Source organism: Devosia sp. LjRoot3 (assembly GCF_964252865.1).
GTDB lineage: Bacteria > Pseudomonadota > Alphaproteobacteria > Rhizobiales > Devosiaceae > Devosia.
The window spans coordinates 284,973-310,841 of record NZ_CAXUPK020000004.1 but is presented as its reverse complement, the minus strand read 5'-3'; the positions used below and the strand labels follow the sequence as shown (position 1 = coordinate 310,841).

Genomic DNA, 25,869 nt, shown 5'->3' with positions numbered 1-25,869 from the left:
CACAGGCAGATAAGTATGACAATATTGGGCGTCCACCCGAGGCTGGACAGAGCGGCTTGGGCTCGCCATGGTGCGCCCAGCAAATTTCGTGAATTCGCCGCAGGATTTTACCATGACCGACCAAGCCCAACTCGATGCCGTTCTTGCTCACGTGGATGCGGGCCTCGACCAAAGCCTCGATCGGCTCTTTCATCTTTTGCGCATCAAGTCGATCTCGACCGACCCCGCTTTCGCGGCCGAATGCCAGAAGGCAGCGGACTGGCTGGCGACGGAACTGAACGACCTCGGCTTTGCCGCCAGCGCCCGCCCGACGCCGGGCCATCCGGTCGTCGTCGCCCATGGTCCCGACCAGGCCGGCCCGCATGTGCTGTTTTATGCCCACTATGACGTGCAGCCGGTCGACCCGCTGAACCTGTGGAATTCCGATCCCTTCGATCCCCAGATCAAGCAAGACGCTTCGGGCCGCAAGATCATCGTTGCCCGCGGCGCCTCGGACGACAAGGGCCAGATGCTGACCTTCATCGAAGCCTGCCGCGCCTATAAGGCCGTCACCGGCAGCCTGCCGGTAAAGGTTTCGCTGATGCTCGAAGGCGAAGAAGAATCCGGCGGCAAGAACCTGCCGCCCTTCATGCGCGACAATGCCGAAGAGCTGAAGGCCGACATTGCGCTCGTCTGCGACACCGATATGTGGGATCGCCAGACGCCGTCGATCACCACCATGCTGCGTGGCCTTGTGGCCGACGAGATCGTCGTCACCGCTGCCGACAAGGATCTTCACTCCGGCATGTTCGGCAATGCGGCGCGCAATCCCAATCAAGTGGTCGCCGAAATCATCGCCAGCCTCCGCGCCCCCGACGGTTCGGTGACCCTGCCGGGCTTTTATGACGACGTCGCCGAAATCTCGCCCGAACTCAAGGCTCAGTGGCAGGGTCTGGGCTTTGACGAAAAAGCCTTCCTCGGCAGCGTCGACCTTTCCGTGCCGGCCGGCGAGCAGAACCGTTCCGTTCTCGAAATGCTCTGGTCGCGCCCGACCTGCGAGATCAACGGCATGAGCGGCGGCTATACCGGCGACGGTTTCAAGACCGTCATTCCCGCCAAGGCCTCGGCCAAGATTTCGTTCCGCCTGGTTTCGGGCATGGACCCCAAGAAGATCCGTGCCGCCTTCCGCGCCCATGTGGAAAAAATGATCCCGGCCGATTGCTCGGTCGAATTCATCCCGCATGGCGGGTCGCCCGCCATCACCGTACCGGCCGATGGCGAATTCCTGCGCAAGGCGCTGTCCGGGCTTTCGGCTGAATGGGGCAAGCAGGCCGTGATCACCGGCTCAGGCGGGTCGATCCCGGTTGCCGGCGAATTCAAGTCCATCCTTGGCCTCGACACGCTGCTCATCGGCTTCGCGCATGTGGACGACCAGATCCACAGCCCCAACGAAAAATACGACCTCGACAGTTTTCATCGCGGCATTCGTTCGTGGGTGCACGTGTTGGCGGCGCTGTCGAAGTAAGGCTTCTTCTGGCGTGCTACCGCTACCCCACCCATCGTCATTGCCGGGCTTGTCCCGGCAATCCATCTTGGGGAAGCCTGCCAGCCTGCGGATGGCGTGGACCACCGGGACAAGCCCGGTGGCGACGACGGAAAATAAGCTCGGTGTGCTTAGGCGCCGCTTTAGAGCTAAGCGAAGACCAGCGCGATAATCGCCAGCACCGCCGGCACTGTCTGGATGAACAGGATCTTCCGGCTGGCCGTCGCAGCGCCGTAAATCCCGGCAACGGCCACGCAGGCGAGGAAGAACAGCTTGATCTGCCAGGCCACGACCGAGTCGGGGTGCACAAGACCCCAGATCAGGCCGGCAGCAAGAAAACCGTTATAGAGCCCCTGATTGCCGGCAAGGACCTTCGTCTGCTCAGCAAATTCCGGCGTCAGGCCAAACGCCTTCTGGCCGCGCGGGCTGGTCCACCAGACCATTTCCAAGAGCACGATATAGATATGGATCAGGGCGACGAGCCCGGTCAGCACATTGGCAACGAGCGTCATGCTCGGTCCCTCCTGGTTGTTGTCGGCCCGTCAGCCATTGAGTTTGCGCAGCAGCTTTTCCATGCGGTCGCGCTTGGATTTCTGCATCATGCCATCGAGCCGTTCGCGAATAATGGCGAGCAGGCCCGGCTTTTCTTCCGGCGTGATGACGCTGGCCGTTTCCTCGGCATAGGTCGGAAACTGGTTCGGCGCAGCATCCTTCAGCCGCTCGACCAGGATTGGCACTGCCTTTTCCGCATAGCCCGAGCGGGCCAGTTTCACGAGCAGCGAGGTGCAGCGATCCTTGGCGATGACGGAGCCCCGGTCGGCGGCCTCGATCACCTTGGGCAGCTCCGCCGCGATTTCATCAGCGCGGATTTCGGCCACTGCATCGAGTGCCGTCATGGCGCCCCAGACCTGGCGATTATTGCCGCTCCCCAGCGCATCGATGAAGGCAGGGCAATAATAGCCGATGAGATCGGGACTGCGCGCGCCGATCTCGTAAAGCACCTTCATCGCATCGTTGCGCTGGCGCGCCGTGCCGGAGCGCACGATCTCCACCAGTTCGGCAATGCCCTGCTTGTCGCCCGAATTGGCCAGTTCCTCGGCCAGGGCCACATTGGGCTCCTCGTCGCGGCGGTCCAGCGCGCCAGCCAGCCGATCGGCGATCGTCACGCTTCCACCGCCACGTCGAGCGCCAGCTCGACCATGTCCTTGAGCGAGGTCTGCCGCGCATCGGCGCTGATTTCCTCGTGCGTAATGAGGCAATCGGTCATGGTGCAGATGGTGAGCGCTTTCACCCCGAAGCGGGCAGCCAGAGTGTAAAGCGCCGCCGCTTCCATCTCGACGCCGATGACGCCGTGGTCGGGCAGCTTGTCGTAACCGGCAAAGCCGTCGGCATGGTAGAAAATGTCCGAGGACAGCATGTTGCCGGCGTGGAATTTTAGGCCCTTGGCATCGGCCTTATCAGCGGCCGAACGCAGAAGACCAAAATCGGCGATGGGCGCGAAATTGAACGCCCCGAACCGGCCCTTGACGATGGAACTGTCGGTCGAAGCGGCCTGGGCCAAAATAACGTCGCGCACCTTCACCTTGGCATTGAGCCCACCGCAGGTCCCGACGCGGATCAGGGTCTTGGCGCCGTAAACGTTGATCAGCTCATGCACATAGATCGAGAGCGACGGCTGGCCCATGCCCGAGGCCTGCACCGAAACCGGCTTGCCCTTCCAGGTACCGGTATAGCCAAGGCAATTGCGCACCGAATTGACCAGTTTTGGATTTTCGAAAAACGTTTCCGCGATCCATTTGGCGCGCAAGGGATCACCGGGCAGCAGCACGGCCTCGGCATAGTCGCCCTCTTTGGCGTGATTGTGCGGGGTCATGCTGATCTCCTCTGTTCCCAATGCCACCGAGCATTGCCACTGGTCGCCCGCCTTGACAATCCTCGGCACGGAACGGCCGTCCCCGCCCGCGCATTCTATTGAAAGCAAAGCCCGGAGGTCGACGATGTCCGATAGAATCGAAGCCAAAGTCACGCATCGTTTCCGCGTCAGTCCCGAACGGGTCTTCGATGTCTTCGTCGATCCCGAACTCGCCCGCCGCTGGCAGGTCGCCTGGCTCAAGCGGTCCGGCCTGGCAGGCCGGGCGACACAAGCAGAACTCGATCCCCGCGTCGGCGGCAATTTCATCCTTGTCGACGAGCGCGAGGGAGGCGAGGCGCGTCACTGGGGCACGTTTCTGGCGCTCGATCGCCCCACAAAGATTTCCTTCTCCTGGATTGTCGACGAGAGCGAAGAGGACGATCCAAGTATCGTGTGCATGATCATCGAGCCCGAGCCAGACGGGCCGGGTAGCGTGGTCACGCTCTACAACACCATGGATGCTCAGTGGGAAGACTGGCTGCCCCAGACCGAGAAAGGCTGGATCGCCCTTCTCTCCGGCATAGAGGATGTCATCGAGCGGCGTGATATTCTGCCCGCGCTAGACGCTTGACGGCGCGGGGCCTGAGCCCCATTTAACACCAGCAATTTTGCGCGGGAGCCAAGGACATGGTCGCGAAGATCTTTATCGACGGGGAAGCTGGAACCACGGGGCTGCAGATTCGCGAGCGCCTGGCTGGCCGTCGCGATCTCGAGGTCATTTCCATTGCGCCGGAAAAGCGCAAGGACCAGGACGAGCGCAAGCGCCTGCTCAACCTGGCCGATGTCGCCATCCTCTGCCTGCCCGACGAGGCCGCCAAGGAAAGCGTAAGGCTGATCGACAATGGCACGACCCGCATCATCGACGCTTCGACCGCCTATCGCGTTGATCCCAACTGGGCCTATGGCTTTGCCGAAATGGACAAGGGCCAGGCCGACAGGATCGCCACTGCGCGCTTTGTCGCCAATCCCGGCTGCTGGCCGCAGGGCCTGATCGCGGGCCTGCGGCCGCTGATCGCTGCCGGCCTCATCCCGGCCGATCACCCGGTCATCTATCACGGCATTTCCGGCTATACCGGCGGTGGTCGCCCGATGATCGAGGAATACGTGGCCGGGGGCGACAAAGCGAGCCAGTTCATGCCCTATGGCCTGACCTTCCAGCACAAGCACGTGCCGGAAATGACCTTTTACACCGGCCTCAAGCGCGAGCCGCTGTTCGAGCCGGTCGTCGGCAATTTCGCCCAGGGCATGACCACGGCCCTGCCGCTGCAATTGGGTACGCTGGCAAAAATCCCGACCGGCGCCGAAATCCACGCCGCCATTGCCGACCATTTTGCCGGCATCAAGGACGGCTTTGTGAAGGTCGCCCCCTATGATCCGGCGCTCGGCAAGAGCCCGGCGCTCGATCCGCAGGCGCATAACGGCACCAATACGCTGACCCTGCATGTCTTTGCCAACGACGCGCGCGCCCAGGCCGCCGTGGTCGCGGTCTATGACAATCTGGGCAAGGGCGCTTCGGGCGCTGCCGTCCAGAACCTCAATCTCATGCTCGGCGTTTCGGCGGCCGAGAGCCTTGCGGCGTGACCATGGCGGATTACAAGATCCGGCGCGAAGAAGGGCCAACCCGCGGCCGCTACGTCATTGACCTGGCGCCCGGCGCCGAGGCCGAAATGACCTATCGCCGCGATGATGGCCGCATCATCGTCGACCACACCGGCGTGCCCAAGGAATATGAAGGTCGCGGCATTGCGCTTGAACTGGTCAAGGCCGCCATTGCCGATGCGCGGGCCGAAGGATTCAAGATCACCCCGATCTGCCCCTATGTCGTGGTGCAGTTCCGCCGTCATCCCGAATGGAACGACCTTCTGGCTTGAGGCTCAGTCCTCGTAGGCGAGGCCCATCAGCCGCTCGTCGCGCCAGATGACGCGGCACAGTTCCAGCCGATGTCCGAACAGCACGTAAAAGCGCTCGGGCGTCGGCCAATCTTCCAGCATTTCGATCTTGGCGCCAAAGGGCGAGGCATTGCGCAACAGGGCGGGCAGTCTGACGAGGCCATCCTCGAGCACGAGGGTAGCATCAAGGCGGACTTTCTCTCTGGGTCGAAGCCGACGCTCTGTCTGGTCCATGCCCCATTGTAGCGCAGATCAGCGAGATGATCCTGCAAGCCTTTGATTCAAAGGCCAAGCATCTTTCGGGGCTTTGGGAGGCGTTTGGTGGAGCTGAGCGGGATCGAACCGCTGACCTCGTCATTGCGAACGACGCGCTCTCCCAACTGAGCTACAGCCCCGCACCAATGGCTGAGATATGGACATAAATCGCTGACAGGGCAAGGGGGATCATGGATCGCCCCCGCCCCCAGATGACCTCAAACGAGGCGTTGCGAAATGAGGCTGTCGGCAGTTGCCAAAAGCGCCTCTGGAGCGGTGCGGAGCGGCCGGCCGAGAAGGGCAATGGCGTCGCTCGAATCGAGCCGCTTGATGTAGCCGAGCTCCCCCATATTGTCGCGCATGTCGCGGTCGAAAAGCGCATAGAGGCGCACGGCCCAATCGGGCATGCCGAAGCTTGGAATGCGGCGCTCCGGATAGCGCTCACGCAGGATTTTTGCCGCTTCGAGGAAAAAGACCGTGCGCTCGCCCATCGGAAAACGCTTGCCGCCGGCATCGGGCGCGCTCATGGCGGCGACATGGGCGGCCGCGATATCTCGGACGTCGATAATGGTCATGGGAATGCGCGGCGCAGCCGGAATGGACCCATCGAGGAGGCGCTGCACAATGACAGCGGACGTGCCGGGATCGTCATCGAGCAAGGGCCCGAAAATAGCACTCGGATTGATCACCGACAGCGCATCGTGACGACCGGCGGCATCCATGATTTCCCAGGCGCGCTTTTCCGCCAGGGTTTTGGATTCCTGGTAGAAATTGACCGCGCGACCATTGAGATCGGTCCAGTCCTTGGCCGTAAAGGGGGTGTTGCGGCTTTTGTCGTGCCCATAAGCGATGGCGGCCATGGACGAGGTAAGAACGATCCGCTCGATGCCGGCCTTGTTGGCGGCGTTGAGGGCACGCTCGGTGCCTTCAACGGCCGGGCCGATCAGCTCCATCTTGTCCTTGGGGATCTGGATCAGGAACGGGGACGCCGTATGCTGGAGATAGCGAACGCCCTCCATGGCTTCGTCCCAGCCCGCATCCCGCATCAGGTCAAGCGCCACGAATTCGAGGCGCGAGACATCAGCACCATGGTGCCGAAGCGTTTCGCGCACCTTGTCGGCACGCTGGAGGTTGCGCACGCTGCCGCGGACGGTGTAGCCAGAATTCAGCAGTTGAAGGGCGACATGGCCGCCGAGAAAGCCGGAAATGCCGGTGAGCAGAACACGATCGGTCATGGTTGTTCTCCTGACGAATTGAACGATATATAGTGCAATCGTTCAATTTGTTCAAGATGTGGAGTGAAAGGTGACAGAACCCGCCCTCGATCGCGCCGCCGAAAAGCGTCGCCGCATTCTCGATGCGGCGCGGCTGCTCTTCGTACGCGATGGCTTGCGGGGCACCACCATGGAGGCGCTGGCGCGCGCCGCCGGCGTCGCCAAGCCCACACTCTACGGCTATTTTTCCGACAAGGACGCGGTCTTTACCGCACTGCTCGACGACCTGTCGGACGCGCTGACCGCAGCTTTCGAGGCAGGCATGGCCGGTCCCGGCACGGTTGCCCAGCGCATCGGCGCAGCGCTGGCGGGCAAATATGGCGTGATCGCCGCAGTGGTCGAGAGCTCACCCTTTGCCGAAGAGCTTTACGCCACCCATAGCCGCTTTTCCCTGCGCTTTCGGGCGCTCGACGCAGAGATGAGCGAGACCATGGTCGAGGCGCTGCGCCAGGCGGGCGTGCGCGAGCCGGTGGAGCTCAACCGGCTGGTGCAGGCGGCGGCCTATGGCGTCGCCCGCAAGCTTTTGGAAGAGGCCTCGGTGCGAGCCGCCCTGCCGGTTCTGGCCGAGCGGCTGATCGCGCCGGAACTGCCCGAAACTTAGACCTTTTCCCAGGCGCCGGATTTCTCGCTGGCAAAGATCGCGTCGAGCACCTTCATCGAGGCGATCGCGTCTTCAACGTCATAGGGCAGCGGCGCTTCACCCAGAACCGCCCTGGCAAAGGCTTCGGCCTGCTCGGTATATTGGTCGCATTCGCCGATGATTTCCCGCCGCGCCAGCGAGCCATCGAGCGGCGAACCGGTGTCGACGGTGATGGCACTGCGCTCGTCGGGCAGGGCATTGTAGGGGATGATGATCTCGAGCTTGCCCTTTGTGCCGAACACCTGGACGCGCTGGTGGCGCACCAATTGGGTCGAGCAGGTAAAGGTCAGCCGCTTGCCGGCGCCAAAATCCATCATCACGCTGGCAAGCCGGTCGGTGCCGAAATTGGGATCGCGCTCAACCAGCGAAACCACGCGCTGCGGCTCGCTTTCGAAGAGGAACCGGCCGGAGGTGATCGGATAGCAGCCAATATCCAGAATGCCGCCGCCGCCGATATCTGCCTGGTTGCGCACATTGTCGGGATTGGCGTTGAAATAGGAAAACACCGCATCGATAGCGCGGACTTCGCCCAGTTCACCCGAGCGGATGATGTCCCGCGCCCGCTGCCATTGCGGATGAAAGCGGATCATGAAGGCTTCCATGACCAAGCGCCCCGGAGGCACATGGCGCAGTTCCTCGGCCTCCCCGGCCGTGATGGCGATGGGTTTTTCGCACAGCACATGTTTTCCCGCCCGCGTTGCCGCGAGCGTCATGGGCACGTGCAAATGGTTTGGCAGGGGATTGTAGATGACGTCGATTTCGGGATCGGCAAAAAGCTCCTCATAGGAGCCGTAAGCCTTGGCAATGCCAAGCTGGCCGGCCGCTTCCTGCGCCTTTTTGAGATCGCGCGAAGCGATGGCCACCACTTCGCAATTTTCCGCCTTCTGGATGGCCGGCGTCACCTTGGCCATGCCGATATTGGCGGTAGACAAAATCCCCCAGCGCACTTTCTTCGTCATTCTCGTCTCCCTTGTCCTACCCGGACTGGCCTAGCGCCCTCCCCTGCCGCGCCGCAAGCGGAAAGCGCGCTCACGGCACTGTCATCGCCCCGGCATTAACCTCATAAAATACTGCCTCCTTCTTGCCGAGATCGCTGTGTTAACGTCGGCTTAATCGGCCCGCCCGGGCCGCAAGGGGGACCAGAGATGCAGCTCAAGCCCAACGCCTTCCGTCTCAACGAAACGGTGCGCGGGGTGGAGACCATGACCCGCTTCGCTCTCGCGGTGCTGGCCCTGGCCTCGGGCGTCTACACCTATCTCGGCGTCCGCGGCATTCTCGATGGTTCTGCCACCTTCGTCTTCTTTGCCGCCATCATCTATTCGGCCGCTGTCTCCGTCGCCATCTATGCCTTCTGGAGCTTTATGCTCCGCTTCGTGCCGCTGGTGACTTCGGGCGTGCAACGCATCGGCCTTTTCGTCACCATGGCCATCGGCTGCGCCATGATCATCGCCATGTCGTCCTGGCTCAATGCCGCCGCCCTTGCCGGTTCGGCGGCTACCGAACAGCATATGGCTGTCACTCTGCAGGGTTATGCCGAAGACCTCGACCAGGCCCATGCCAATGCATTGGCCGCGCAGAGCCTCCTCCCCGACGTGCAGCGCGCCGCCGAACGCTTTTCGGGCCTCGCCGCCGACGAGCGCGAATCCGGCGCCCTCACCGGCACCACCGGCTCGGGCAGCGTCGTGCAATTGCTCACCCAGATGGGCTCGCAGATGAACCAGCTGGCATCAACCATTACCGGCAGCCGCGAAGAAGTGGCCGCGCTCTTTGAACAGGGTTCGGCGCGCCTCGCCGCCATGCGCGAACTGGTTTCGACGCCCGGCCAGATCGAACCGCGCGCCGACGCCTTCCAGACCGAAGCCGTGCAGCTTTCCGCCGTCATCGCCTCGCTGCAGCAGACCGGCGTTGCCGCCTCGGTCAAACGCGCCTCGGCCGATCTGTCGGCCGGCTTCATCGCCCCGGTGGCCGATGGCCGCTCGGCCGACCTCGCCAACCGGCAGGACCAGGTGATGGAAACGGTGCGCGCTTCCGTTGCCGCGCAATCCGCCGCCCTCAGCGCCGCCGCCGACGAAATCCTCGCGACCCCGTCCGTGGAGCAACGCCGCTATGTGCCGCTCTCCAGCGCCGAAGCCGTCATCCGCTATTGGCAGGATTTCATTCCCTCCTGGGCCGGCGCTATTTCCATCGATCTCCTGCCGGTGGTGCTCGTTCTGGTGCTGATGATCGTCAACGACGCGATGCGAAAGGATTCGTCCTCGCTTGAGGAAGCCGAAAACATCACGGCGGCGGAAATGCTGCGGGCTCTGGCGCTCTACCGCCGCATGGAAGCCGCCGGCATCGATGTCGCGACCGGCCAGCCCAAGCCAGAACCGCAGGCGCCCACTGAAGACTTGCCAGCCGCAGCCGAGCTGCCGCCCGACGATAGCACAGTCACACCGATTGAAACCGCCCAGCGCAAACGCACCGACGGGCCGCGGCCGGCATGAAGACTGAGGCAAACCACCGCGCGTCTTCTGCCAGTCCCGGCATCATCGCCCGGCTTGCCGCCATCGATGATGGCAATATCATCCGCGTGGCCTTCTTCGCCCTGCTGCTCGGCACGGCAAGCGTGCTCTATGTCGATTTTCGCGAACTGGCCCTCAGCGAGCCGGCTGCCCTGGCGCCAACATTGACGCCCATCCTGCCCCCGGCAGACCCGAGCAGCGGGGTCGAGGGCCGGCCCATGCCACACATCACCTCATCTCCCGAGATTCTTGATGCGCCACTCGCCATCGCGCTCGAAAGTGGCGGTGAGCTAAAACTGTCCGGCACCATCGATCCAGGCGCTGCAGTCCGTTTTAGGACGGAGATTGAACAGCGTGGCGAATACGTGAAGACTGTAGTTCTTGATTCGCCCGGAGGATCAGTGATGGACGCGCTGGAGATCGGCGCCCTCATCCAGGAAAAAGGCCTCGCGACAAAGGTCGCCGCCGGAAACCTCTGTGCCTCCTCCTGCCCCATCATTTTCGCCTCCGGCGCCGAGCGGATAGCCAGCGCCGACTCTGCCATTGGCGTGCACCAGATCTATGCGGCATCGCTTGGCGAAGCGTCGCGCGATGCGTTTGCCGTGGCGGGCATTGCCATGGCCGATGCGCAATCGACCACGGCCGAGATCACCCGGCACCTGACAAAAAGCGGCGTCGACCCGGCCCTGTGGCTGCACGCGCTCGATACGCCGCCCGACCGGCTCTACTATTTTTCAGGAGAGGAGATGCAGCGTCTGAAGCTTGTCACGCAATTCATCGAGAATTGAACGCCTGCCAGGAACCGGTGGAGGACCGGGGCCGTTAGGCGGGTAAGGGCCAAAAGTGCCCAAAATACCTCGTGGAGGAGGCTACCCATGTCCGCTACGCATACTCTGACGCGACACAGCGATATCCAGAGCTGGGTCACCGATCGCAAGGGCATTCCCGCTGTCGCGCGTATCCGCAATCGCTTCGGTGAGGAGAAATCGAAGCTCCTGCTGCGCTTCGTCCGCAGCCAGGGCGGTTCGACTGACGACGGCATGAGCCCATGCTCATGGACCGCCTGGTTCGCCGAACTCGATCGTCAGCAATTGGCGCTGAAAGTGACGCAAGGCGGGGAGTGCGAACTCGTCCCGCGCGCCGCAATGAACTAGATCAGGCCCGGGCCTGCTGCTCGGGTCCATCCCTCGAAATCCCGACGGCCGTGACCGGCGCCACGCAAACGCGGTCGCGGCCTCGGGATTTTGCTTCGTAAAGCGCGGTATCGGCGCGCCGCAACAGATCGGCCAGGCTTTCGCCCGGCTCCATGGCGGCAATCCCGAACGAGGAGGTGATCTGTTGCTCCAGGCCGCGCTCTTGGCTTGAGAGTTCCCGCAGCAGCCGCCTCGCCGTTTCCGCCGCGCCCCGAGCCACGCCAAGATCGGCGCCCGGCAGCAGCACGGCGAACTCTTCTCCGCCCAACCGCCCGACGACGGCGCGAAAATCAAAGCTTTCCTTCAGCACCCGGCCAAAAGCGGCAATCGCCTGGTCGCCTGCAGCGTGGCCGTAGGAATCGTTGATCCGTTTGAAATGATCGAGATCGGCCACCACCATCACCGCCGGAGCACCGGCGCGTACGGCCAGAAGGCGCGCCTTGTCGGCCTGGTCCTCAAAACCACGGCGATTGAGCAGGCCCGAAAGCGGATCGGTCTCTGACCGCGCCGTCATGTCTGCGATCATGTCGCGCACGATGATGAGCAGCATAAGCAGGCCATTGGAGATCAGCAGCACCGCGCCTGTGCTCTGCGAGATGGCCGCATAGCTGCTGCCAAGATAGCCCTGCGGCGAGCCACCCGAACCGAGCATCACGGCAAGGAAGGGCTTTGTGACAAAGTTGGCGGCGCTGAGCCCGAAAAGGGCCAGAAGCGCCATGTCGAGCGCCCGATTGGACTGCCGCGACAGGATGATCCTTATCCCAACCAGATGCATCAGCGCATAGGGGGCCTGGTAGAGCATGCCGCGCAACAAAGAATCGCGCGGCATATCAAGGATCAGCAGATTGACCACCAGCGCGCCGACATAGAGGCCGCCCAGCGCCAGCCAGGGCGGCCTGACACCATAGTGGCGCGCAATGCCGATATTGCACAGGGTCAGAGCCGACAGGAACACCGCGAAGATGGCAAAGCTGACCGGCCGCGCATCGGTCTGATAGGGCAGGATGAATTCCAGCGCCCCATTGGCAATGCCAAGGCCATAACCCAGAGCCAGCCATCGGGCGCCAATGGCGCCGCGATAGTAGGCGGCAACAATGCCAAAGGCGGTGGCGAACAACCCCGCGATAAAGAGGTTGATGGCCAGCACGAAGCCTGCTGCGCTCATGGAAGCTTCCGGCGAGAATAACCGGCTCAGTCTCCCCGAGCTTCCGTAAAACTCCGTTAAGATTCTGGCCGGAGGCCCGGTGCTAGGCCCGCGGCGCGACTCCAAGTGCCTCGGCCAGCAGCGCAAAGGAGCGCCGGCGCAGCTCATAAGAGTGGATGGTGGTGGTGATCATCACCTCGTCGGCCTGCGCTTCCCGCGCCTTCTGGCTAATCTCTTCGGCCATCCGTTCGGCACTACCGACCATCCAGAGCGCGCCCTGATGGGCGATCACCTGCTGCTGTTGGGGCGTCAGGGTTTTGGCGCGCTCCAGCGCTTCCTCCGGCGGCGTCAACCGGCGTTGCTCGCCGGTCACGAACAGCGCCCAGTTCACCGCCTGCGAGGTAGCGAGGAATTTTGCCTCTTCCTCTGTCGGGGCGGCAATCACCGAGAGGCAAAGGATGGTGCGCGGCTCGGGAAAATCCGCGGAGGGTTCAAAGGCGGCGCGATAGGACGCAAAGGCGGGCGCCGCGGGCGTATGCGAAAAATGTGCGGCAAAGGCATAACCAAAGCCGATCTGCCCCGCCGGTTGAGCGCTGGCGCCCGACGAACCGAGCAGCCATTTTGGCGGCAGGCGCACACCGCCCGGCGAAACCGGGACGCGCGAAAACGGATGGTCGGACGGAAAGTTGTCCTCGTCGAAAGCCATCAGCTCGGCGAGATAATTGGAAAATTCCTCGCCGCCGCCGGACCGCAGGGCCCGCATGGCGTAGCCATCCCCGCCCGGGGCGCGGCCAAGCCCGAGATCGATGCGGCCCGGATGCAGCGCCTCGAGCGTGCGATAGGCCTCGGCAATGCGCAGCGGCGCATGGTTGAGCAGCATGACGCCGCCTGAACCGACGCGTATGCCCTTGGTCGCCGCCGCCGCGCTGCCGATGAGAATTTCCGGCACCGAGGAGGCGATGGAGGGCATGCCGTGATGCTCGGCATACCAGAGCCGCTCATAGCCCAGCCCATCGGCCGCCTGCGCCAGCTTTATTGTCTCCGCCATGGCCTCTTCCGTCGAACTGCCCTGGGCGATCGGGGCGAGATCCTGCAGGGAAAGCTTGAAATTGGCGGGCATGGGGAACTCCAAAAGGTTGCGCCGCTTATATCGGTACTTGCCGATGGATTTCCAGAGGCTTACGCAAAGCGTGCTTTTGTGCTAGCCTGGGGTGAATGAGGGTTATGCTGTGCGGCGTGCTATTGTCCTGACTATCCTATTGGGTGCCTGTGGAACCGGGACTGCAAATGCGCAGAATCTGCTCGATCCACATCCCCTCGCAGGCGTCGTGGATGAGCTTCGTTTTGGCCTCCACGCCTACAATGTGCACCACGCCATGCTGCCCTTTCTCGTCAATGAGTGGCAGATTACGGAAGTAAGAAGCCTCAGTTTCGACGTGCTGTTCGTCTCTCCCGACATTGATGCCTTTCGCTGGATCGGGTCGCCCCGGCCCGAGATCGGCACCACCATCAATCTCGGCGGCAAGGAAAATCTCCTCCATGCCGGTCTCACCTGGCAATTGCCGATCTTTGACACGCCGATTTACCTCGAAGGCACGTTTGGCGCTGCCATTCATGACGGCGCCCTCACCGGCGCGTCGGCGCCGGCGAAGAATTTTGGCTGCCGCGTGAATTTCTATGAACGCTTCGGTATCGGCGCCAACCTGTCGGACAATGTGACGGCGACCGTTACTTATGAGCACACGTCCAATAATAGCTACTGCGAGGCCAATGACGGCCTCTCGAACTTCGGCGTTCGCCTAGGCTGGAAGTTCTAAACTTTTCATGCGCATAATATCCCCAGGCTCTGGCGGATATTTTCTTTATGAAGATTTCTGGAAACACCTCTGTCGTCTTGGCGGCGTATCTGTTGTTTTCAGTTTCTGCGCTTGCGCAGGATTTTGGCTTGTCCGAAATCCGGGGCGGGATTTTCTCCCATAGCGTCGATGAGCCCGGCACGTTTATGGGCATGCTCAATGCCGAGCGCGTCCATGACATCAATGTCGAGCTGCTGTTCGACACGCCAAGCCTGACCGAATGGGTCACGCTCGGCGAACTGCGCCCCCATATCGGCGCCACCCTGAGCTTGGGGGGACTTGAAAACATGGTCTATGCCGGCGTGAGCTGGACTGTGCCCGTCTTCGACTCGCCTGTTTTCGTCGAAGCCGCCTTTGGCGGCGCCGTGCACACGGGCAATAATATCGGCCCGACGCCTATGCCCGCGCGTAGTCTCGGTTGCTCGGTGCTGTTCCACGAGGCGGCCAGTATCGGCATTCAGCTCTCGGCAAATGCATCGATCATGGCCACGATCGAGCATGCCTCCAATGCCAATCTTTGCCAGGACAATCGCGGCCTGACCAATATGGGCATCCGCCTCGGCTGGAAGTTCTAGGCCGCCTGCCCGGCCGACCAGCCTGAGGCCCAGGCCCACTGGAAATTATAGCCGCCAAGCCAACCGGTGACATCGACTGCTTCGCCTACGAAATAAAGGCCCGGTACCGTCCGTGCCATCATCGTCTTGGCGTCGAGCCCGGTCGTGTCGATGCCACCCAGCGTCACTTCCGCCGTGCGATAACCTTCCGAACCCACCGGCTTCAACGTCCAGCGGCTGACCTGATCCGCCACCGGTTGCAGCTTCTTGTCTGAAAAATCGCCGATCATGCCCGGCTGGTTGATCAGTTCACCCAGCAATTGCGCCAGACGCTTGGGCAGGTGTCCCGCCAGCACGGTCTGAATGTGATTGCGTGGCTGTTCCTTGCGCGCCGCCTGCAAAAGGCCCATCGCATCCTGCTCGGGCAGGAGATCGACGGAAATGCTGTCGCCCTCGCGCCAGTAGGAAGAGATCTGTAGAATCGCCGGCCCCGAAAGCCCGCGATGGGTGAAGAGCAGTGCTTCGCGGAATTTGGTCTTGCCGTGGCTGATAATTGCGTCGGTCGAAACACCAGCCAATTCCTTCAGCTCCTCCAGCTTGCCTTCCTCAAAAGTCAGCGGCACGAGACCCGGACGCGTCTCTGTAACGGCCAGCCCAAATTGCTTTGCCAGCGAATAGGCAAAGCCGGTCGCCCCCATTTTCGGGATCGACTTGCCGCCCGTGGCAACGATCAGACTTTCGCAGGTGACAAAACCATCGCCGACAAGAACCTTAAAACCCTCGTCGATCTTTTCGACCGAGCCGACGGAACGCCCCGTCCAGATTGCGGCACCGGCCTGTCGCAACTCGTCGATCAGCATGGAGACGATCTGCGTCGCCGGCCCATCGCAAAAGAGCTGCCCCAGCGTCTTTTCATGGAAGGCAATGCCGCGCTTCTTCACCCGCTCGATGAACATATCCGGCGTGAAGCGCGACAGGGCCGACAGCGCAAAGCGCGGATTGCTGCTCAGGAAACGCTCGCGCCCCAAAACATGCGTCGCATTGATATTGGTGAAATTGCAGCGCCCGCCACCGGAGATGCGGATCTTCTCGCCGGGGTTCTTGGCATGATCCACCACCAGCACCCGCCGCCCCCGGCGCCCCGCCTCGATGCCCGCCATGAGGCCGGCGGCGCCCGCGCCCAGGATGATGATGTCAAAATCGGTCATTTCGGGCCTCTCGCCGCTCTTTGCCTTCCCGTATCGTTCCGGCAGGCCCGGCGCCACTCCAATTTCATTGACTCTTTCCTATTTGAGAGTATGAGAAGTCCTGCTTTTCACCTGAGAGCATCGATTTTCATGCGCAGCTTCGGCCACATCGCCGTTCTTATGCCCACCCGGCCTGCCGCCGGGGGCGCTGTCGTCATGACCAAAACCACTAAAACCGCCTGACGCTTTTCCCCGGGTTCCCTCCCGCCGGGGAGAGGCTCAAAGCACTGACCGCGATGGCAAGACCATCGCGCGGGGGCGGAAAAGGTAAAGGGACCGGAGTTCCAAAATGGGTTATCGCGTCGCTGTCGTCGGGGCCACAGGCAATGTGGGCCGCGAAGTTCTCAATATCCTCGCCGAGCGCAATTTTCCGGCTGACGAGGTCTTTGCTCTCGCCTCGTCCCGCTCGATCGGCAAGGAAATTTCCTACGGCGACAAGGTGCTCAAGGCCAAGGACCTGCAGCACTTCGACTTTTCCAATGTCGACTTTGCCATCATGTCGGCCGGCGGCGCCATTTCCAAGGATTGGGCCCCGCGCATTGCCGCGGCCGGCGCTATCGTCATCGATAACTCGTCCTATTGGCGTTATCACTCGGACGTGCCGCTGATCGTGCCGGAAGTGAACGGCCATGTGCTCGATCGCTGGCTCGCCGACGCCAAGCGCAACAACATCATCGCCAACCCGAACTGCTCCACCGCCCAGCTCGTCGTGGCGCTGAAGCCGCTCCATGATGCCGCGACCATCAAGCGCGTTGTCGTCTCGACCTACCAGTCGGTTTCGGGCGCGGGCAAGGAAGGCGTCGACGAGCTCTGGAACCAGACCAAGGGCATTTTCGTCAACGATTCGCCGACCCCGCAAAAGTTCCCCAAGCAGATCGCCTTCAACGTCATCCCGCACATCGATGTGTTCATGGAAGACGGCTACACCAAGGAAGAGTGGAAGGTCCTCGCCGAGACCAAGAAGATCCTCGATCCCAAGATCAAGGTCACCTGCACCGCCGTGCGCGTGCCGGTCTTCGTGGGCCACTCGGAAGCGGTCAATCTCGAATTCGAAAAGCCGATTTCGGCCGACGAAGCCCGTGACCTCCTGCGCGAAGCGCCTGGTATTTCCGTGCTCGACAAGCGCGAAGCCGGTGGCTACGCGACCCCGGTGGAAGCCGTGGGCGAATACGACACCTTTGTCAGCCGCATCCGCGAAGACGTTACGGTCGAGAACGGCCTCGCCATGTGGGTTGTTTCCGACAACCTGCGCAAGGGCGCCGCGCTCAACACCATCCAGATCGCCGAAGCGCTGATCGAAAAGGGTTACAAGGCCCGCGCTCTGGCCGCCTGATCGACAACCCTGACCCCACGCGCAACTTTCGCGCTGTCGTCATTGCCGGGCTTGTCCCGGCAATCCATCTCGCCTCCGCATGGACCACCGGGACAAGCCCGGTGGTGACGAGTGCGGGGGGATCGGCACAGGCATCCCAGCTCTGCAATTCGAATGCCTTGAGCCCAGGGGCACACAGGCGTACAAGACTGCCGTACCGGTAGTTACTCCATGCCCATCCGCCATATTCTTCTTGCCCTTCTGGTCGTTGCCATCTGGGGCTTCAATTTCGTCGTCATCAAATTGAGTGTCGAGGCGCTGCCGCCCATTCTGGCTGCCGCATTGCGCTTTTCGGCGGCCGCCTTCCCAGCCATTCTCTTCGTAAGACCGCCCAAGGCGCCGGCCTGGCTGGTGATAGCCTTCGGCCTCTCCTTCGGCTTTGCGCTCTACGCTTTCCTCAATCTCTCGATCGCCTGGGGCATGCCGGCGGGCCTGTCCTCGCTGGTGCTGCAGACCCAGGCCTTTTTCACCATGGCCATGGCCTTCGTGCTGCTCGGCGAACGGCCAAGCAGGTTTCAGGTCATCGGGGCAGGGATTGCCTTTCTCGGCATCAGCGTCATTGCGTTCGAACGCATCGAGGGCGCCGGCTTCGTGCCGCTGCTGATGGTGCTGCTCGCGGCCGTCGCCTGGGGCCTTGCCAATGTGCTGACGAAGAAAGCCGGCAAGGTCAACGCCATTGCCTTCACGGTCTGGGGCTCGCTGGCGGCGCCGCTACCGCTCTTCGCCCTGTCCTTCGTCACCGAAGGAGGCGACACGATTCTCAATGCTCTTGCAGGTTTTTCCTGGTCAGACGCAGCGCTGATCGCCTTCCTCGCCTATCCGGCGACGCTGCTTGGCGGCGGCATCTGGAGCTGGCTACTCGGGCGCCATCCGGCCTCGGTCGTCGCGCCTTTCACCCTGCTCGTCCCGATCACCGGCCTGTTGTCGGGCTATCTGGTGCTGGGCGAAACCATCACCGCAATCGAGATTGTGGGCGGCCTGCTGGTCATCGCGGGCCTTGTCGTCACCTTGCGAAAATCGAAATCAGCCGAGCCGGCAATCCGGCTCGACTGAATTTTGGGCTTATTGCACCAGCGCGTCGGCCGGCGGCGGCGCGTCTGCCGGAATGTCGGCTGGCGCATCAAGCGGGACTGGTACGGCTTCTGCCGGCGCCGGTACGCTTGCCGGCTGCAGGGCGTTGAGCTGTTCAGGCGTCAGGCCACCGGCCCCTTCGATATCGGCCGTGGCAAATTCTTCCGGCGTCAGGTCTGGCCAGACAACCTGCAATTCCTCAAAGCTGAGGCGGCCATCGGCATTGACGTCGACATCGGCAAAGGTCAGGGGCGTCTGCGCCATGACGGGCGCAGCGAAAAGAGTAGCGGCCACAAGGCCGAGGGCGATCTTGCGCATGGGAGAAAGTCCTATGGTCAAAGGATGGGCGACGTGGTCGCAAAATAAGGACGCCACCCCGTAAGGGTCGGGGTGGCGTGCTGCCCGAAAAGCGGGCGAAGGCTTAGCTGGCCGGGGCGGCAGCGGCCGCAACCAGGGCGTCATATTCTTCCGCGCTGAGTTCGCCATTGCCGTCGACGTCACCCGCCGTAAAGGCTTCCTGGGTCAGGTCAGGCCAGGCGACCTGTGCTTCCACCAGCGAAACGCCGCCATTGGCATCGGTATCGACCGAGGCGAAATCAGTGGCCGCCTGCGCCATGGCGGCGCCGGAAAGGCCAAGAAGGATAAGGGAGGACAGAACGATCTTCTTCATGGGGTTAGCTCCATGTTTTCGGGAACGTGCGATGGGAGATTGGTCTCCCAACGACGGGCAGCTCTCCTGCGGCCCGTGAGCAAAGACTGGCGAGCCAATGTGTCTCGCTCCGGACCACACAAGGGCGTGATCGAGCAGATGTCTGGGCCATTTCCGGGCAATGGAAACGCGCTGGAAGATCAATGATTTTGGAATGTTCTGCGAGACAACTGCAAGACGACTGCAGTTTCTTTCCTGCCGATGACGCCAGGAACTGATCACGATTTCAGCAGTGCAAGATCAACTTGAAGGCAAAAAGGGGGCAATTGATCACGGACAAGTGAAGATGCCCAAGCCAATTGCATGTCCCCGCCATCACCACGCGGCCCGTCCGCGTGGTTCCTGCGATGCGACCGTCGGGACCGCTCAGAGTTCGGGCCGAACAAAGTCCCCGTCGTGGTCCATGACCCACAATTCGCCCGTCGAAATATCGAACCAAGCCCCATGCACGGCGATTTTCCCTTCGGCTTCGAGAGCGGCCACATAAGGGAAGGTGCGCAGGTTGCGAATGGAATTGCGGATCGAAATCCGCTCCATCGCCGTCTGCCGTTCGGTCGAGGTGAGAAGGCTGTTCTGGCCGAGCTGGCTCGGCAATTCGCCCAGCATGGCCATCCACTTGCCGATGAAATCGCCCGAATCGAGCGGCTTCAGGTCCGGATCGAGCGCTGCCTTGATGCCACCGCAGCGGCCATGGCCCATGATCACGATATTGGCGATACCCAGCGCCTTGACGGCAAATTCGATCGCCGCCGAGGTACCGTGCTGGCCACCATCAGGCTGGTAGGTCGGCACCAGATTGGCGACGTTTCGCAACACGAACATTTCGCCCGGCCCGGAGTCGAAAATCATTTCGGGCGCCGCGCGGCTGTCGCAGCAGGCAATGATCATGGTGGTCGGCTTCTGGCCGGCCTCGGCGAGGTCGCGAATGCGTTCCTTCTCGCGGACATAGCGCCCGGCTAGAAAGTTTGCGTGACCGTCGAGCAGTTCTTGCGGAAAGCTGTGCATGCCGTCTCGATTAGCGCTAAGAGGCAAGAGAATCAATCTCGGCGCTGGGCTCGCGCCGCAATGGGGGTATGCATGCTTATCTATCGCTTCCTGACGGGCGAAGACGATTCCGCCTTTTGCCACAAGGTCACCAAGGCGCTGTCCGAGGGCTGGCAGCTACACGGCAGCCCCACCTACGCCTTCGATGCCGTCAGCAAAAAAATGCGCTGCGGCCAGGCTGTGACCCGCGTCGCCAAGGACCAGCCCTACGATCCGGAAAAAAAGCTCATCGATTTCTGATCTTGGCGGGGCCGGTGAAAACCGGCCCCGGCTTTTTAGATGCGCCGCGCCACGAAGGTGGCATTGCGTGCGCCCGGCACGGTGGGGCGATAGGTGCAGCGGAGCGAGCCGACCTGCGGATGGTCGGGCACCAGCACGCGTTCATTGTTCTGCGTCTGGTTCTTGAAAATTTCCGAGAGAATGAGATCGATCAGCCCGCGCGGCCGGCAGGTAATGGTGGCTGCCGCCCAGGCCATGCCGCCACTGCAGCTCTGGCGCCGGAGGTCGATGGTCACGTCCCGGCCCGAGGCGCGCCAATCGAGCCGGCCCTCGCAGCGCACACCCTGCCCGCGCACCGAATAGCTGCCGCGCCGCTCGAGGCAGAAGGTCAGGCGGTTGGCGCCATAAAGGTTGCGATCGGCCTGATAGCAGCCCGCCACCAGCGCACTGCCACCTGGTGCATCGGGCACCAGCACTCGCGTCGAAGCGTCCTGCGCCATGGCGCCGCTCGTCAGGACCAGAAACAGTCCCACTATCCATCCAGCTATCGATCTCGACACCACGGTCGTCTCCTCCTGCGTCCGGTGCAACGAGGATAGAGCGCTTCAGGCTTTACGGTCTATCGTCATTTCTCCCAAAGTATAGATGCTGGAGCAGGATGACGGTTTTGCCGTCGATGATGCGTCCATCGCGACAGGCGACTATGGCATCGTCGAGGTCCATTTCGACGACTTCGAGCTCCTCGCCCTCCTCGACGAGCCCGCCGCCAAAGTGACGATAGGTGTCCTCGCCATAGCGACCGACGAAGAGGCTGACCTTTTCCTGCACCGAACCGGGCGACATGTAGACGTCGCTGACATGGACAATGTCGCGCGGCTCATGTCCGGTTTCCTCAAAGGCCTCGCGGCGCGCGCAGGTTTCGGGATCGTCGCCATCAAGCAGTCCCGCACAGGCTTCGAGCAGAAAGGCCGCATCGCCATTGGCGAGCACCGGATAGCGGAACTGCCGTACCAGCAGCACCGTGCGCTTTTCCGCGTTGAAGAGGACGATGGAAGCGGCATTGCCATGGTCGTAATTTTCGCGGCTGAGGCGCTGCACCGTGCCGTCGTCACGACGATAGTCCAGCGTCACGCGCGTCAGCGTACCCCACTCATCCGAGAGCGTTTCCGAACCGATAAGGGTGACTTTGCCGTCCATGATGCTTCCTTCGCTTGGCCGGAAGCTGGCGCATTTTTCCCGATTCTGGAACTCAGTCCCTGCCTGGAAGGGCCGCCATGCGCGTCGCCAGCGCCTCCTGCCCCGAAGACTTCAAACCGTCAACGGCACCCTCAAAATCCCTGCTATCGCGGTTTTGGCTGAGTTTTGACTTGGCGATCGTCCGGGTCACGGCAATGCGGAAGGCAACGATCTTGCCCAGCATATCGGTCATGTAGTCGGCCGGCGCATCGGCCATGCGCCAGGCCTTTTCGCCATTGATCCGGCGCTCATGTTCGCGGGTAAGAAGCCCCACTGCTGCGCGCTTGCTGGTCTCGTCACGCTGAAAGCTGATCGTGCCATGCACATGCACGACCTGATAGTTCCAGGTCGGCACCTGTTTGTGGTGCTCGGCCTTGCTGGGATAAAAGTTGGGCGAGACATAACCGTCGACGCCGCGGAAGATCACCAGAACCTCCTCGCCCTCGGCGATCAGCCGATGCATGTCATTGGCAAGGGCAATATGCCCGACAAGTTCCCCGCGCTTGTCGACGAGGATCGGCATGTGATTGGCAATCAGGCCCTCGGCCGTATTCGCGACCACGCAGCCGAGCGGCGCCGCAGCGATCACCGCCGCGATCTCTTCCTGATCGATTTCCTTAAAATGCTCGGGCAGATACATAGGCGCCTCACGGAAAAATCTCAGCCGCCAAGGATCAGTTTTAGGGCAATGGCCCACATGATCACGGCGATGATCCCCTCAAGAATACGCCAGGCAAACGGTTTGGCGAAGATGGGTCGCAGAAAACCAGCGCCATAGCCAAGGGCAAAGAAAAACGCGAAAGACCCGGTGATGGCGCCAGCGGCGAAATGCACTTCGCGTCCCGCAAATTGCGTCGAAATGGTACCGAGCAGCACCACCGTATCGAGATAGACATGCGGGTTGAGCCAGGTGATCGCGAGGCAGGCCAGAAGCGTCGTCAGCAAGGGCTTGGTCGCGTCGGCCTCGCTGACCGACAAGGCACCATGGGATTTTAGCGCGGAAAGCAGGCTTCGCGCCCCATACCAGACGAGAAACGCCGCGCCGCCGAAGCGCATCACCGGATCGATCCAGGGCAGCAGGGCGGCGATGCGTCCAAAACTTGTCACCCCCAGGACGATCAGTGCCGCATCCGAAAGCGCGCAGACGAGACAGACGGCAAAGACATGTTCGCCCTTGAGCCCCTGTCGCAGCACGAAGGCATTTTGCGCACCGATGGCGACGATGAGGCTGAGGCCGATGGAGAGGCCCGCGATGAAAACCGGAATATCCATGCCCTTGCGCTAATCGACGGGGCGTGATTAGGCAATTTAATCTGCCTTACATCGAATTAGCTGAGCTAACCATGATCGACTATTCCGCCGCCCTTGCCGTTGCCAGGGTCGTGCAGACCGGCAGTTTCGAAAAAGCCGCCCGCGCGCTCAACGTCACCCCCTCGGCCATCTCCCAGCGCGTCCGGCAACTCGAGGAGCGCATGGGTACGGTGCTGATCGAGCGCGGCACGCCCTGTATCGCGACCGAGAAGGGCGCCTGGCTCTGCCGCCATATGGAACTGGTCGGCATGCTGGAAAACGATCTGCTAAAACACCTGCCGAGCCTTGGAGACCAGCAGGCGGGCCCCACCACCGTCGATATCGCCGTCAATGCCGATAGTCTGGGCACCTGGTTCCTGCCCGCCGCTGCGGCCTTTGCGCAAAACTCCACCGTGGTGCTCAATATCACGGTCGACGACCAGGAGCACACGGCCGAAGCGCTGCGCCGGGGGCGCGTGCTGGCCGCCGTCACCGCGCTGGCCGAGCCGGTGGCCGGCTGCCGCACCATTCCCCTCGGGCGCCTGCGCTATCTCGCCACCGCCAGCCCGGATTTCATGCGCCGTCATTTTCCCCACGGGGTGACGAGCGAAGCTCTGGCCCGTGCGCCCGCCATGACCTTCAACCAGAAGGACCTGTTGCAGCGCGACTGGGTCGTAAAAGTCTTCGGCGCGGCGGTCAGCGGCCCCAGCCATTTCCTGCCCTCGACGCAGGGTTTTGTGGAGGCGTGCTTGCTTGGCATGGGCTGGTGTCTCAACCCCATCCATCTGGTGCGCGATCACCTGGCGAGCGGGCGCCTTGTCGAACTGGTGCCCGGCGCCGTGCTTGATATATCGCTGCACTGGCAGGTCAGCCGTCTCGCGGCCGGTCAGTTTTCCGAATTGACCAATGCCGTGGTCGAAGCCGCGCGGCGCGAACTTTTATGACCCCGCGCGACCCTATGGCGCCATAGAACCCCTAACGCTCCAGGAAATTTGCCAGATTGTCGAGGGACGATGCCAGGCCCTCCGCATGATCCTCGGCACTGATGCCGCTGGGCACGTTTTCGGCGCGAATAGTCACCTCCGTGCCTTCCGGCACCGGCCGCAGGATCCAGTTCATCACCATGGTCCCAACAAAGGCAGGATCATCGGAGACGAAGTCGACGGCTTGCGAAACCAGCGCCCCCGGCACGAGATCGAGAAAGCGCACCGCCACATCGTCGGAATTCTCGCCAGTCTTGCCAGCGATGCTGCTGTCCTCATAGCGCAGCACCATGCGATAATGTCCGCCGGGGCGCAGATCGAATTCCAGCATCTGCCCACGCATGCCTTGGGGCGGCAGCCAGACCACCATGGCGGCAGGGTCGGTCATGGCGGCATAGACCGCTTCGGGCGTCGCATCCATGATGCGGCTGGCGCTGTCGGTTCGGCTCATGGTCGTTCCTCCTCGCGAGGAACGAGTGTGCGCTAGAGCCGCGCCTTTTCCAAGGCGGGGAGCAATTCGCCCTCAATGGCTTCCGCTGTCAGCGGACCGACATGCTTGAAAACGATCTTGCCCGATCCATCGACGACAAAAGTTTCCGGCACGCCATAAACGCCCCAATCGATGGAAACGCGCCGGTCGCGATCAGCTCCTATGGCGTCATAGGGATTGCCCAGTTCGGCCAGAAAGGCCCGGGCATTCTCGGGCGCATCGGAATGGTTGATGCCGAAGAGGCGGACGCCGGTCTCCGCCTTGAGAGCTTCGAGCAGCGGGTGCTCATCCCGACAGGGAATGCACCAGGAGGCAAAGACATTGACGACGGTCGGCTCGCCCCTGAGCGCGGCCGTATCAAAACCGGGCACATCCATGCCCTCGATCGCGGCCAGGGCGAATTCGGGCGCCGGTTTGTCGATCAGCACCGAACGAACCAGATTAGGGTCCCGATTGATCGTCGAGGCAAAGACCGCGATCAGCCCCACGAGCAGCAGCAGCGGCGCGGCAAAGAGAAGCTTCTTCATTGCGCTGAACTGCTCACCCGCTGACCATCCCCCAGCTCTTCAAGCCGGCGTTTCGTCTGGCGCGCGGCAAGGATCGTCCAGCCGACGAGCGCGGCAAGGCCGATAAACACGCCGGCATAGGCGGAAATAATGAACTCGGCATGGGCCCCAAGCGCGATCATTTGAGGTCTCCCCTGGCAGCGCGGCGCTCCAGCGTGGTGATGCGGCGGCGGCGCACTTCGGTATGCATGGCGGCAAGCTGCAGCGTGACGAACAAAAACGTGAAGGCAAAGAACATGACGAAGAGCGGCGTCAGGATCTCGCCGGGCATGGTCGGGCCGTCGGGACGGAAAACGCTGGCCGGCTGGTGCAGCGTGCTCCACCAATCGACCGAGAATTTGATGATCGGGATGTTGACCGCACCCACAAGGGTGAAGACGGCGACGACGCGGGCGGCACGCAACTGATCGTCAAAGGCGCGCCAGAGAGCGACGATACCGAGATAGATGAAGAGAAGGACCAGGGTGGACGTCATGCGCCCGTCCCATTCCCAAAAGGTGCCCCATGTGGGGCGGCCCCAGAGCGAACCGGTAAAGAGCGCCATGGCGGTGAAGGCGGCCCCGAGCGGCGCTGCCGCTTTCATCGACACATCGGCCATGGGATGGCGCCAGACCAGCGTGCCCAGCGCCGAAACGGCCATGGTGGCGTAGACGAACTGGCTGAGCCAGGCCGTGGGCACGTGCACATACATGATGCGCACCGTGTCACCCATGTATTTTTCGGGCGGCGAGGAGAACAAGCCATACCAGAGGCCAACCGCGAACAGCACGGCGGTGAGCAGCGCCAGCGGCAGGACGAGCGGTCGCGTCAGGGCGACGAACTGGCCGGGATGGGACAGCCGGTTCCACCAGGTCATTTTGGGTGTCGTGTCGATCGTCATACTTGCCGGGGGCCTTCGG

At 62.3% G+C, this 25,869-nt stretch carries 34 protein-coding genes and 1 tRNA gene; 14 read left to right on the top strand and 21 right to left on the bottom strand.

All coding sequences use genetic code 11. The features are described from left to right. Positions 1–112: 112 nt before the first annotated feature. Entirely contained in the window at positions 113–1,504 is a 1,392-nt protein-coding gene (locus tag ACSQ2A_RS16215; RefSeq protein ID WP_436073071.1) for a M20/M25/M40 family metallo-hydrolase, read from the top strand. A gap of 167 nt (positions 1,505–1,671) precedes the next feature. Here ACSQ2A_RS16215 and ACSQ2A_RS16210 read toward each other — a convergent pair whose 3' ends face one another. The 3 genes from ACSQ2A_RS16210 to deoD are packed head-to-tail and all read right to left on the bottom strand — an operon-like array spanning position 1,672 to position 3,395. Beyond that, on the bottom strand, positions 1,672–2,034 hold the full coding sequence (locus tag ACSQ2A_RS16210) for a DUF1304 domain-containing protein (protein WP_436073070.1): 363 nt from the start codon (positions 2,032–2,034) through the stop codon (positions 1,672–1,674). Positions 2,035–2,064: 30 nt separating this feature from the next. Next, positions 2,065–2,688 carry a hypothetical protein gene (locus ACSQ2A_RS16205; protein WP_436073069.1) on the bottom strand — a complete coding sequence of 208 codons (624 nt, stop codon included), beginning with the start codon at positions 2,686–2,688 and terminating at the stop codon, positions 2,065–2,067. Continuing rightward, positions 2,685–3,395, bottom strand: coding sequence for a purine-nucleoside phosphorylase (gene deoD, locus ACSQ2A_RS16200; RefSeq protein ID WP_436073068.1), 711 nt, complete (start codon positions 3,393–3,395; stop codon positions 2,685–2,687). The genes ACSQ2A_RS16205 and deoD overlap by 4 nt, the downstream gene beginning before the upstream one ends. Positions 3,396–3,519: 124 nt before the next feature. Between deoD and ACSQ2A_RS16195 the strand changes: the two genes are divergently transcribed. From ACSQ2A_RS16195 to ACSQ2A_RS16185, 3 genes are read left to right on the top strand one after another with little or no spacing between them, the layout of a single operon-like run. After that, on the top strand, positions 3,520–4,005 hold the full coding sequence (locus ACSQ2A_RS16195; protein ID WP_436073067.1) for an SRPBCC family protein: 486 nt from the start codon (positions 3,520–3,522) through the stop codon (positions 4,003–4,005). A 56-nt stretch (positions 4,006–4,061) separates the two neighbouring features. After that, positions 4,062–5,015, top strand: coding sequence for an N-acetyl-gamma-glutamyl-phosphate reductase (gene argC, locus ACSQ2A_RS16190; RefSeq protein ID WP_436073066.1), 954 nt, complete (start codon positions 4,062–4,064; stop codon positions 5,013–5,015). Positions 5,016–5,017: 2 nt separating this feature from the next. After that, positions 5,018–5,305, top strand: coding sequence for a GNAT family N-acetyltransferase (locus ACSQ2A_RS16185; protein ID WP_436073226.1), 288 nt, complete (start codon positions 5,018–5,020; stop codon positions 5,303–5,305). Between the two features lie 3 nt (positions 5,306–5,308). Here the strand turns inward: ACSQ2A_RS16185 and ACSQ2A_RS16180 are convergent, their stop codons facing one another. The 3 genes from ACSQ2A_RS16180 to ACSQ2A_RS16170 all read right to left on the bottom strand — a co-directional run bounded on the left by ACSQ2A_RS16180 (position 5,309) and on the right by ACSQ2A_RS16170 (position 6,813). Beyond that, entirely contained in the window at positions 5,309–5,557 is a 249-nt protein-coding gene (locus tag ACSQ2A_RS16180; RefSeq protein WP_436073065.1) for a hypothetical protein, read from the bottom strand. Between the two features lie 85 nt (positions 5,558–5,642). After that, positions 5,643–5,718 (bottom strand) — tRNA-Ala (locus ACSQ2A_RS16175). 78 nt (positions 5,719–5,796) lie between these two features. Continuing rightward, positions 5,797–6,813, bottom strand: a complete 1,017-nt coding sequence (locus ACSQ2A_RS16170) for an SDR family oxidoreductase (protein WP_436073064.1) — start codon at positions 6,811–6,813, stop codon at positions 5,797–5,799. A 70-nt stretch (positions 6,814–6,883) separates the two neighbouring features. Between ACSQ2A_RS16170 and ACSQ2A_RS16165 the strand changes: the two genes are divergently transcribed. Continuing rightward, positions 6,884–7,453, top strand: a complete 570-nt coding sequence (locus tag ACSQ2A_RS16165; protein ID WP_436073063.1) for a TetR/AcrR family transcriptional regulator — start codon at positions 6,884–6,886, stop codon at positions 7,451–7,453. Here ACSQ2A_RS16165 and ACSQ2A_RS16160 read toward each other — a convergent pair. Further along, positions 7,450–8,451: a Gfo/Idh/MocA family protein gene (locus ACSQ2A_RS16160; RefSeq protein WP_436073062.1), complete on the bottom strand. Its 1,002-nt coding sequence runs from the start codon at positions 8,449–8,451 to the stop codon at positions 7,450–7,452. The two genes, ACSQ2A_RS16165 and ACSQ2A_RS16160, sit on opposite strands and share 4 nt — an antisense overlap. Before the next feature lie 186 nt (positions 8,452–8,637). On the opposite strand from ACSQ2A_RS16160, the gene ACSQ2A_RS16155 reads away from it, so the two are divergent. From ACSQ2A_RS16155 to ACSQ2A_RS16145, 3 genes are all read left to right on the top strand, one after another. Further along, positions 8,638–9,978 carry a hypothetical protein gene (locus ACSQ2A_RS16155; RefSeq protein ID WP_436073061.1) on the top strand — a complete coding sequence of 447 codons (1,341 nt, stop codon included), beginning with the start codon at positions 8,638–8,640 and terminating at the stop codon, positions 9,976–9,978. Continuing rightward, complete coding sequence (locus ACSQ2A_RS16150; RefSeq protein WP_436073060.1) at positions 9,975–10,784, top strand: hypothetical protein; 810 nt, start codon at positions 9,975–9,977, stop codon at positions 10,782–10,784. Before ACSQ2A_RS16155 ends, ACSQ2A_RS16150 begins: the two co-directional genes overlap by 4 nt. Positions 10,785–10,871: 87 nt before the next feature. Then, on the top strand, positions 10,872–11,150 hold the full coding sequence (locus tag ACSQ2A_RS16145; protein WP_295413019.1) for a hypothetical protein: 279 nt from the start codon (positions 10,872–10,874) through the stop codon (positions 11,148–11,150). Position 11,151: 1 nt separating this feature from the next. Here the strand turns inward: ACSQ2A_RS16145 and ACSQ2A_RS16140 are convergent, their stop codons facing one another. Further along, on the bottom strand, positions 11,152–12,354 hold the full coding sequence (locus ACSQ2A_RS16140) for a diguanylate cyclase domain-containing protein (protein ID WP_436073059.1): 1,203 nt from the start codon (positions 12,352–12,354) through the stop codon (positions 11,152–11,154). Between the two features lie 82 nt (positions 12,355–12,436). Next, the gene (locus ACSQ2A_RS16135; RefSeq protein ID WP_436073058.1) at positions 12,437–13,453 is read right to left on the bottom strand and encodes an LLM class flavin-dependent oxidoreductase; all 1,017 of its coding nucleotides are present in this window, start codon (positions 13,451–13,453) and stop codon (positions 12,437–12,439) included. A 208-nt stretch (positions 13,454–13,661) separates the two neighbouring features. Here ACSQ2A_RS16135 and ACSQ2A_RS16130 point away from each other — a divergent pair, with 208 nt between their 5' ends. Beyond that, positions 13,662–14,150 (top strand): acyloxyacyl hydrolase, encoded by a 489-nt coding sequence (locus ACSQ2A_RS16130; RefSeq protein ID WP_436073057.1) that lies wholly within the window; start codon positions 13,662–13,664, stop codon positions 14,148–14,150. A 128-nt stretch (positions 14,151–14,278) separates the two neighbouring features. Beyond that, positions 14,279–14,764 carry an acyloxyacyl hydrolase gene (locus ACSQ2A_RS16125; RefSeq protein WP_295413030.1) on the top strand — a complete coding sequence of 162 codons (486 nt, stop codon included), beginning with the start codon at positions 14,279–14,281 and terminating at the stop codon, positions 14,762–14,764. Here the strand turns inward: ACSQ2A_RS16125 and ACSQ2A_RS16120 are convergent. Further along, positions 14,761–15,951 (bottom strand): NAD(P)/FAD-dependent oxidoreductase, encoded by a 1,191-nt coding sequence (locus ACSQ2A_RS16120; RefSeq protein ID WP_436073056.1) that lies wholly within the window; start codon positions 15,949–15,951, stop codon positions 14,761–14,763. The genes ACSQ2A_RS16125 and ACSQ2A_RS16120 overlap by 4 nt on opposite strands. Before the next feature lie 328 nt (positions 15,952–16,279). Here ACSQ2A_RS16120 and ACSQ2A_RS16115 point away from each other — a divergent pair, with 328 nt between their 5' ends. Both ACSQ2A_RS16115 and ACSQ2A_RS16110 read left to right on the top strand, forming a co-directional pair. Then, on the top strand, positions 16,280–17,323 hold the full coding sequence (locus ACSQ2A_RS16115; protein ID WP_436073055.1) for an aspartate-semialdehyde dehydrogenase: 1,044 nt from the start codon (positions 16,280–16,282) through the stop codon (positions 17,321–17,323). A 210-nt stretch (positions 17,324–17,533) separates the two neighbouring features. Then, positions 17,534–18,415, top strand: a complete 882-nt coding sequence (locus ACSQ2A_RS16110) for an EamA family transporter (protein ID WP_436073054.1) — start codon at positions 17,534–17,536, stop codon at positions 18,413–18,415. A 9-nt stretch (positions 18,416–18,424) separates the two neighbouring features. Here ACSQ2A_RS16110 and ACSQ2A_RS16105 read toward each other — a convergent pair whose 3' ends face one another. The 3 genes from ACSQ2A_RS16105 to ACSQ2A_RS16095 form a co-directional block, all read right to left on the bottom strand. Beyond that, a complete protein-coding gene (locus tag ACSQ2A_RS16105; protein WP_436073053.1) occupies positions 18,425–18,751 on the bottom strand; it encodes a hypothetical protein in 327 nt (108 codons plus the stop codon). A gap of 103 nt (positions 18,752–18,854) precedes the next feature. Beyond that, positions 18,855–19,103, bottom strand: a complete 249-nt coding sequence (locus ACSQ2A_RS16100) for a hypothetical protein (RefSeq protein WP_295413039.1) — start codon at positions 19,101–19,103, stop codon at positions 18,855–18,857. 405 nt (positions 19,104–19,508) lie between these two features. Beyond that, positions 19,509–20,147, bottom strand: coding sequence for a carbonic anhydrase (locus ACSQ2A_RS16095; protein WP_436073052.1), 639 nt, complete (start codon positions 20,145–20,147; stop codon positions 19,509–19,511). 72 nt (positions 20,148–20,219) lie between these two features. Here ACSQ2A_RS16095 and ACSQ2A_RS16090 point away from each other — a divergent pair, with 72 nt between their 5' ends. Continuing rightward, the gene (locus tag ACSQ2A_RS16090; RefSeq protein WP_436073051.1) at positions 20,220–20,426 is read left to right on the top strand and encodes a DUF1737 domain-containing protein; all 207 of its coding nucleotides are present in this window, start codon (positions 20,220–20,222) and stop codon (positions 20,424–20,426) included. 35 nt (positions 20,427–20,461) lie between these two features. On the opposite strand, the gene ACSQ2A_RS16085 is transcribed toward ACSQ2A_RS16090, so the two are convergent. From ACSQ2A_RS16085 to ACSQ2A_RS16070, 4 genes are all read right to left on the bottom strand, one after another. After that, positions 20,462–20,938: a hypothetical protein gene (locus tag ACSQ2A_RS16085; RefSeq protein ID WP_436073050.1), complete on the bottom strand. Its 477-nt coding sequence runs from the start codon at positions 20,936–20,938 to the stop codon at positions 20,462–20,464. Positions 20,939–21,017: 79 nt separating this feature from the next. Next, entirely contained in the window at positions 21,018–21,602 is a 585-nt protein-coding gene (locus ACSQ2A_RS16080) for an NUDIX domain-containing protein (RefSeq protein ID WP_436073049.1), read from the bottom strand. 52 nt (positions 21,603–21,654) lie between these two features. Beyond that, positions 21,655–22,281, bottom strand: a complete 627-nt coding sequence (locus tag ACSQ2A_RS16075; protein WP_436073048.1) for an FMN-binding negative transcriptional regulator — start codon at positions 22,279–22,281, stop codon at positions 21,655–21,657. Positions 22,282–22,301: 20 nt separating this feature from the next. After that, positions 22,302–22,913, bottom strand: a complete 612-nt coding sequence (locus ACSQ2A_RS16070) for a LysE/ArgO family amino acid transporter (RefSeq protein ID WP_436073047.1) — start codon at positions 22,911–22,913, stop codon at positions 22,302–22,304. A gap of 71 nt (positions 22,914–22,984) precedes the next feature. Between ACSQ2A_RS16070 and ACSQ2A_RS16065 the strand changes: the two genes are divergently transcribed. After that, positions 22,985–23,875: a LysR family transcriptional regulator ArgP gene (locus ACSQ2A_RS16065; RefSeq protein WP_436073046.1), complete on the top strand. Its 891-nt coding sequence runs from the start codon at positions 22,985–22,987 to the stop codon at positions 23,873–23,875. A 31-nt stretch (positions 23,876–23,906) separates the two neighbouring features. On the opposite strand, the gene ACSQ2A_RS16060 is transcribed toward ACSQ2A_RS16065, so the two are convergent. The 4 genes from ACSQ2A_RS16060 to ACSQ2A_RS16045 are packed head-to-tail and all read right to left on the bottom strand — an operon-like array spanning position 23,907 to position 25,850. Further along, positions 23,907–24,365 carry an SRPBCC domain-containing protein gene (locus ACSQ2A_RS16060; RefSeq protein ID WP_436073045.1) on the bottom strand — a complete coding sequence of 153 codons (459 nt, stop codon included), beginning with the start codon at positions 24,363–24,365 and terminating at the stop codon, positions 23,907–23,909. A 32-nt stretch (positions 24,366–24,397) separates the two neighbouring features. After that, on the bottom strand, positions 24,398–24,931 hold the full coding sequence (locus ACSQ2A_RS16055) for a DsbE family thiol:disulfide interchange protein (RefSeq protein ID WP_436073044.1): 534 nt from the start codon (positions 24,929–24,931) through the stop codon (positions 24,398–24,400). Further along, the gene (ccmD, locus tag ACSQ2A_RS16050; RefSeq protein ID WP_436073043.1) at positions 24,928–25,092 is read right to left on the bottom strand and encodes a heme exporter protein CcmD; all 165 of its coding nucleotides are present in this window, start codon (positions 25,090–25,092) and stop codon (positions 24,928–24,930) included. The genes ACSQ2A_RS16055 and ccmD overlap by 4 nt, the downstream gene beginning before the upstream one ends. Then, the gene (locus tag ACSQ2A_RS16045) at positions 25,089–25,850 is read right to left on the bottom strand and encodes a heme ABC transporter permease (RefSeq protein WP_436073042.1); all 762 of its coding nucleotides are present in this window, start codon (positions 25,848–25,850) and stop codon (positions 25,089–25,091) included. Before ACSQ2A_RS16045 ends, ccmD begins: the two co-directional genes overlap by 4 nt. Positions 25,851–25,869 lie beyond the last annotated feature (19 nt).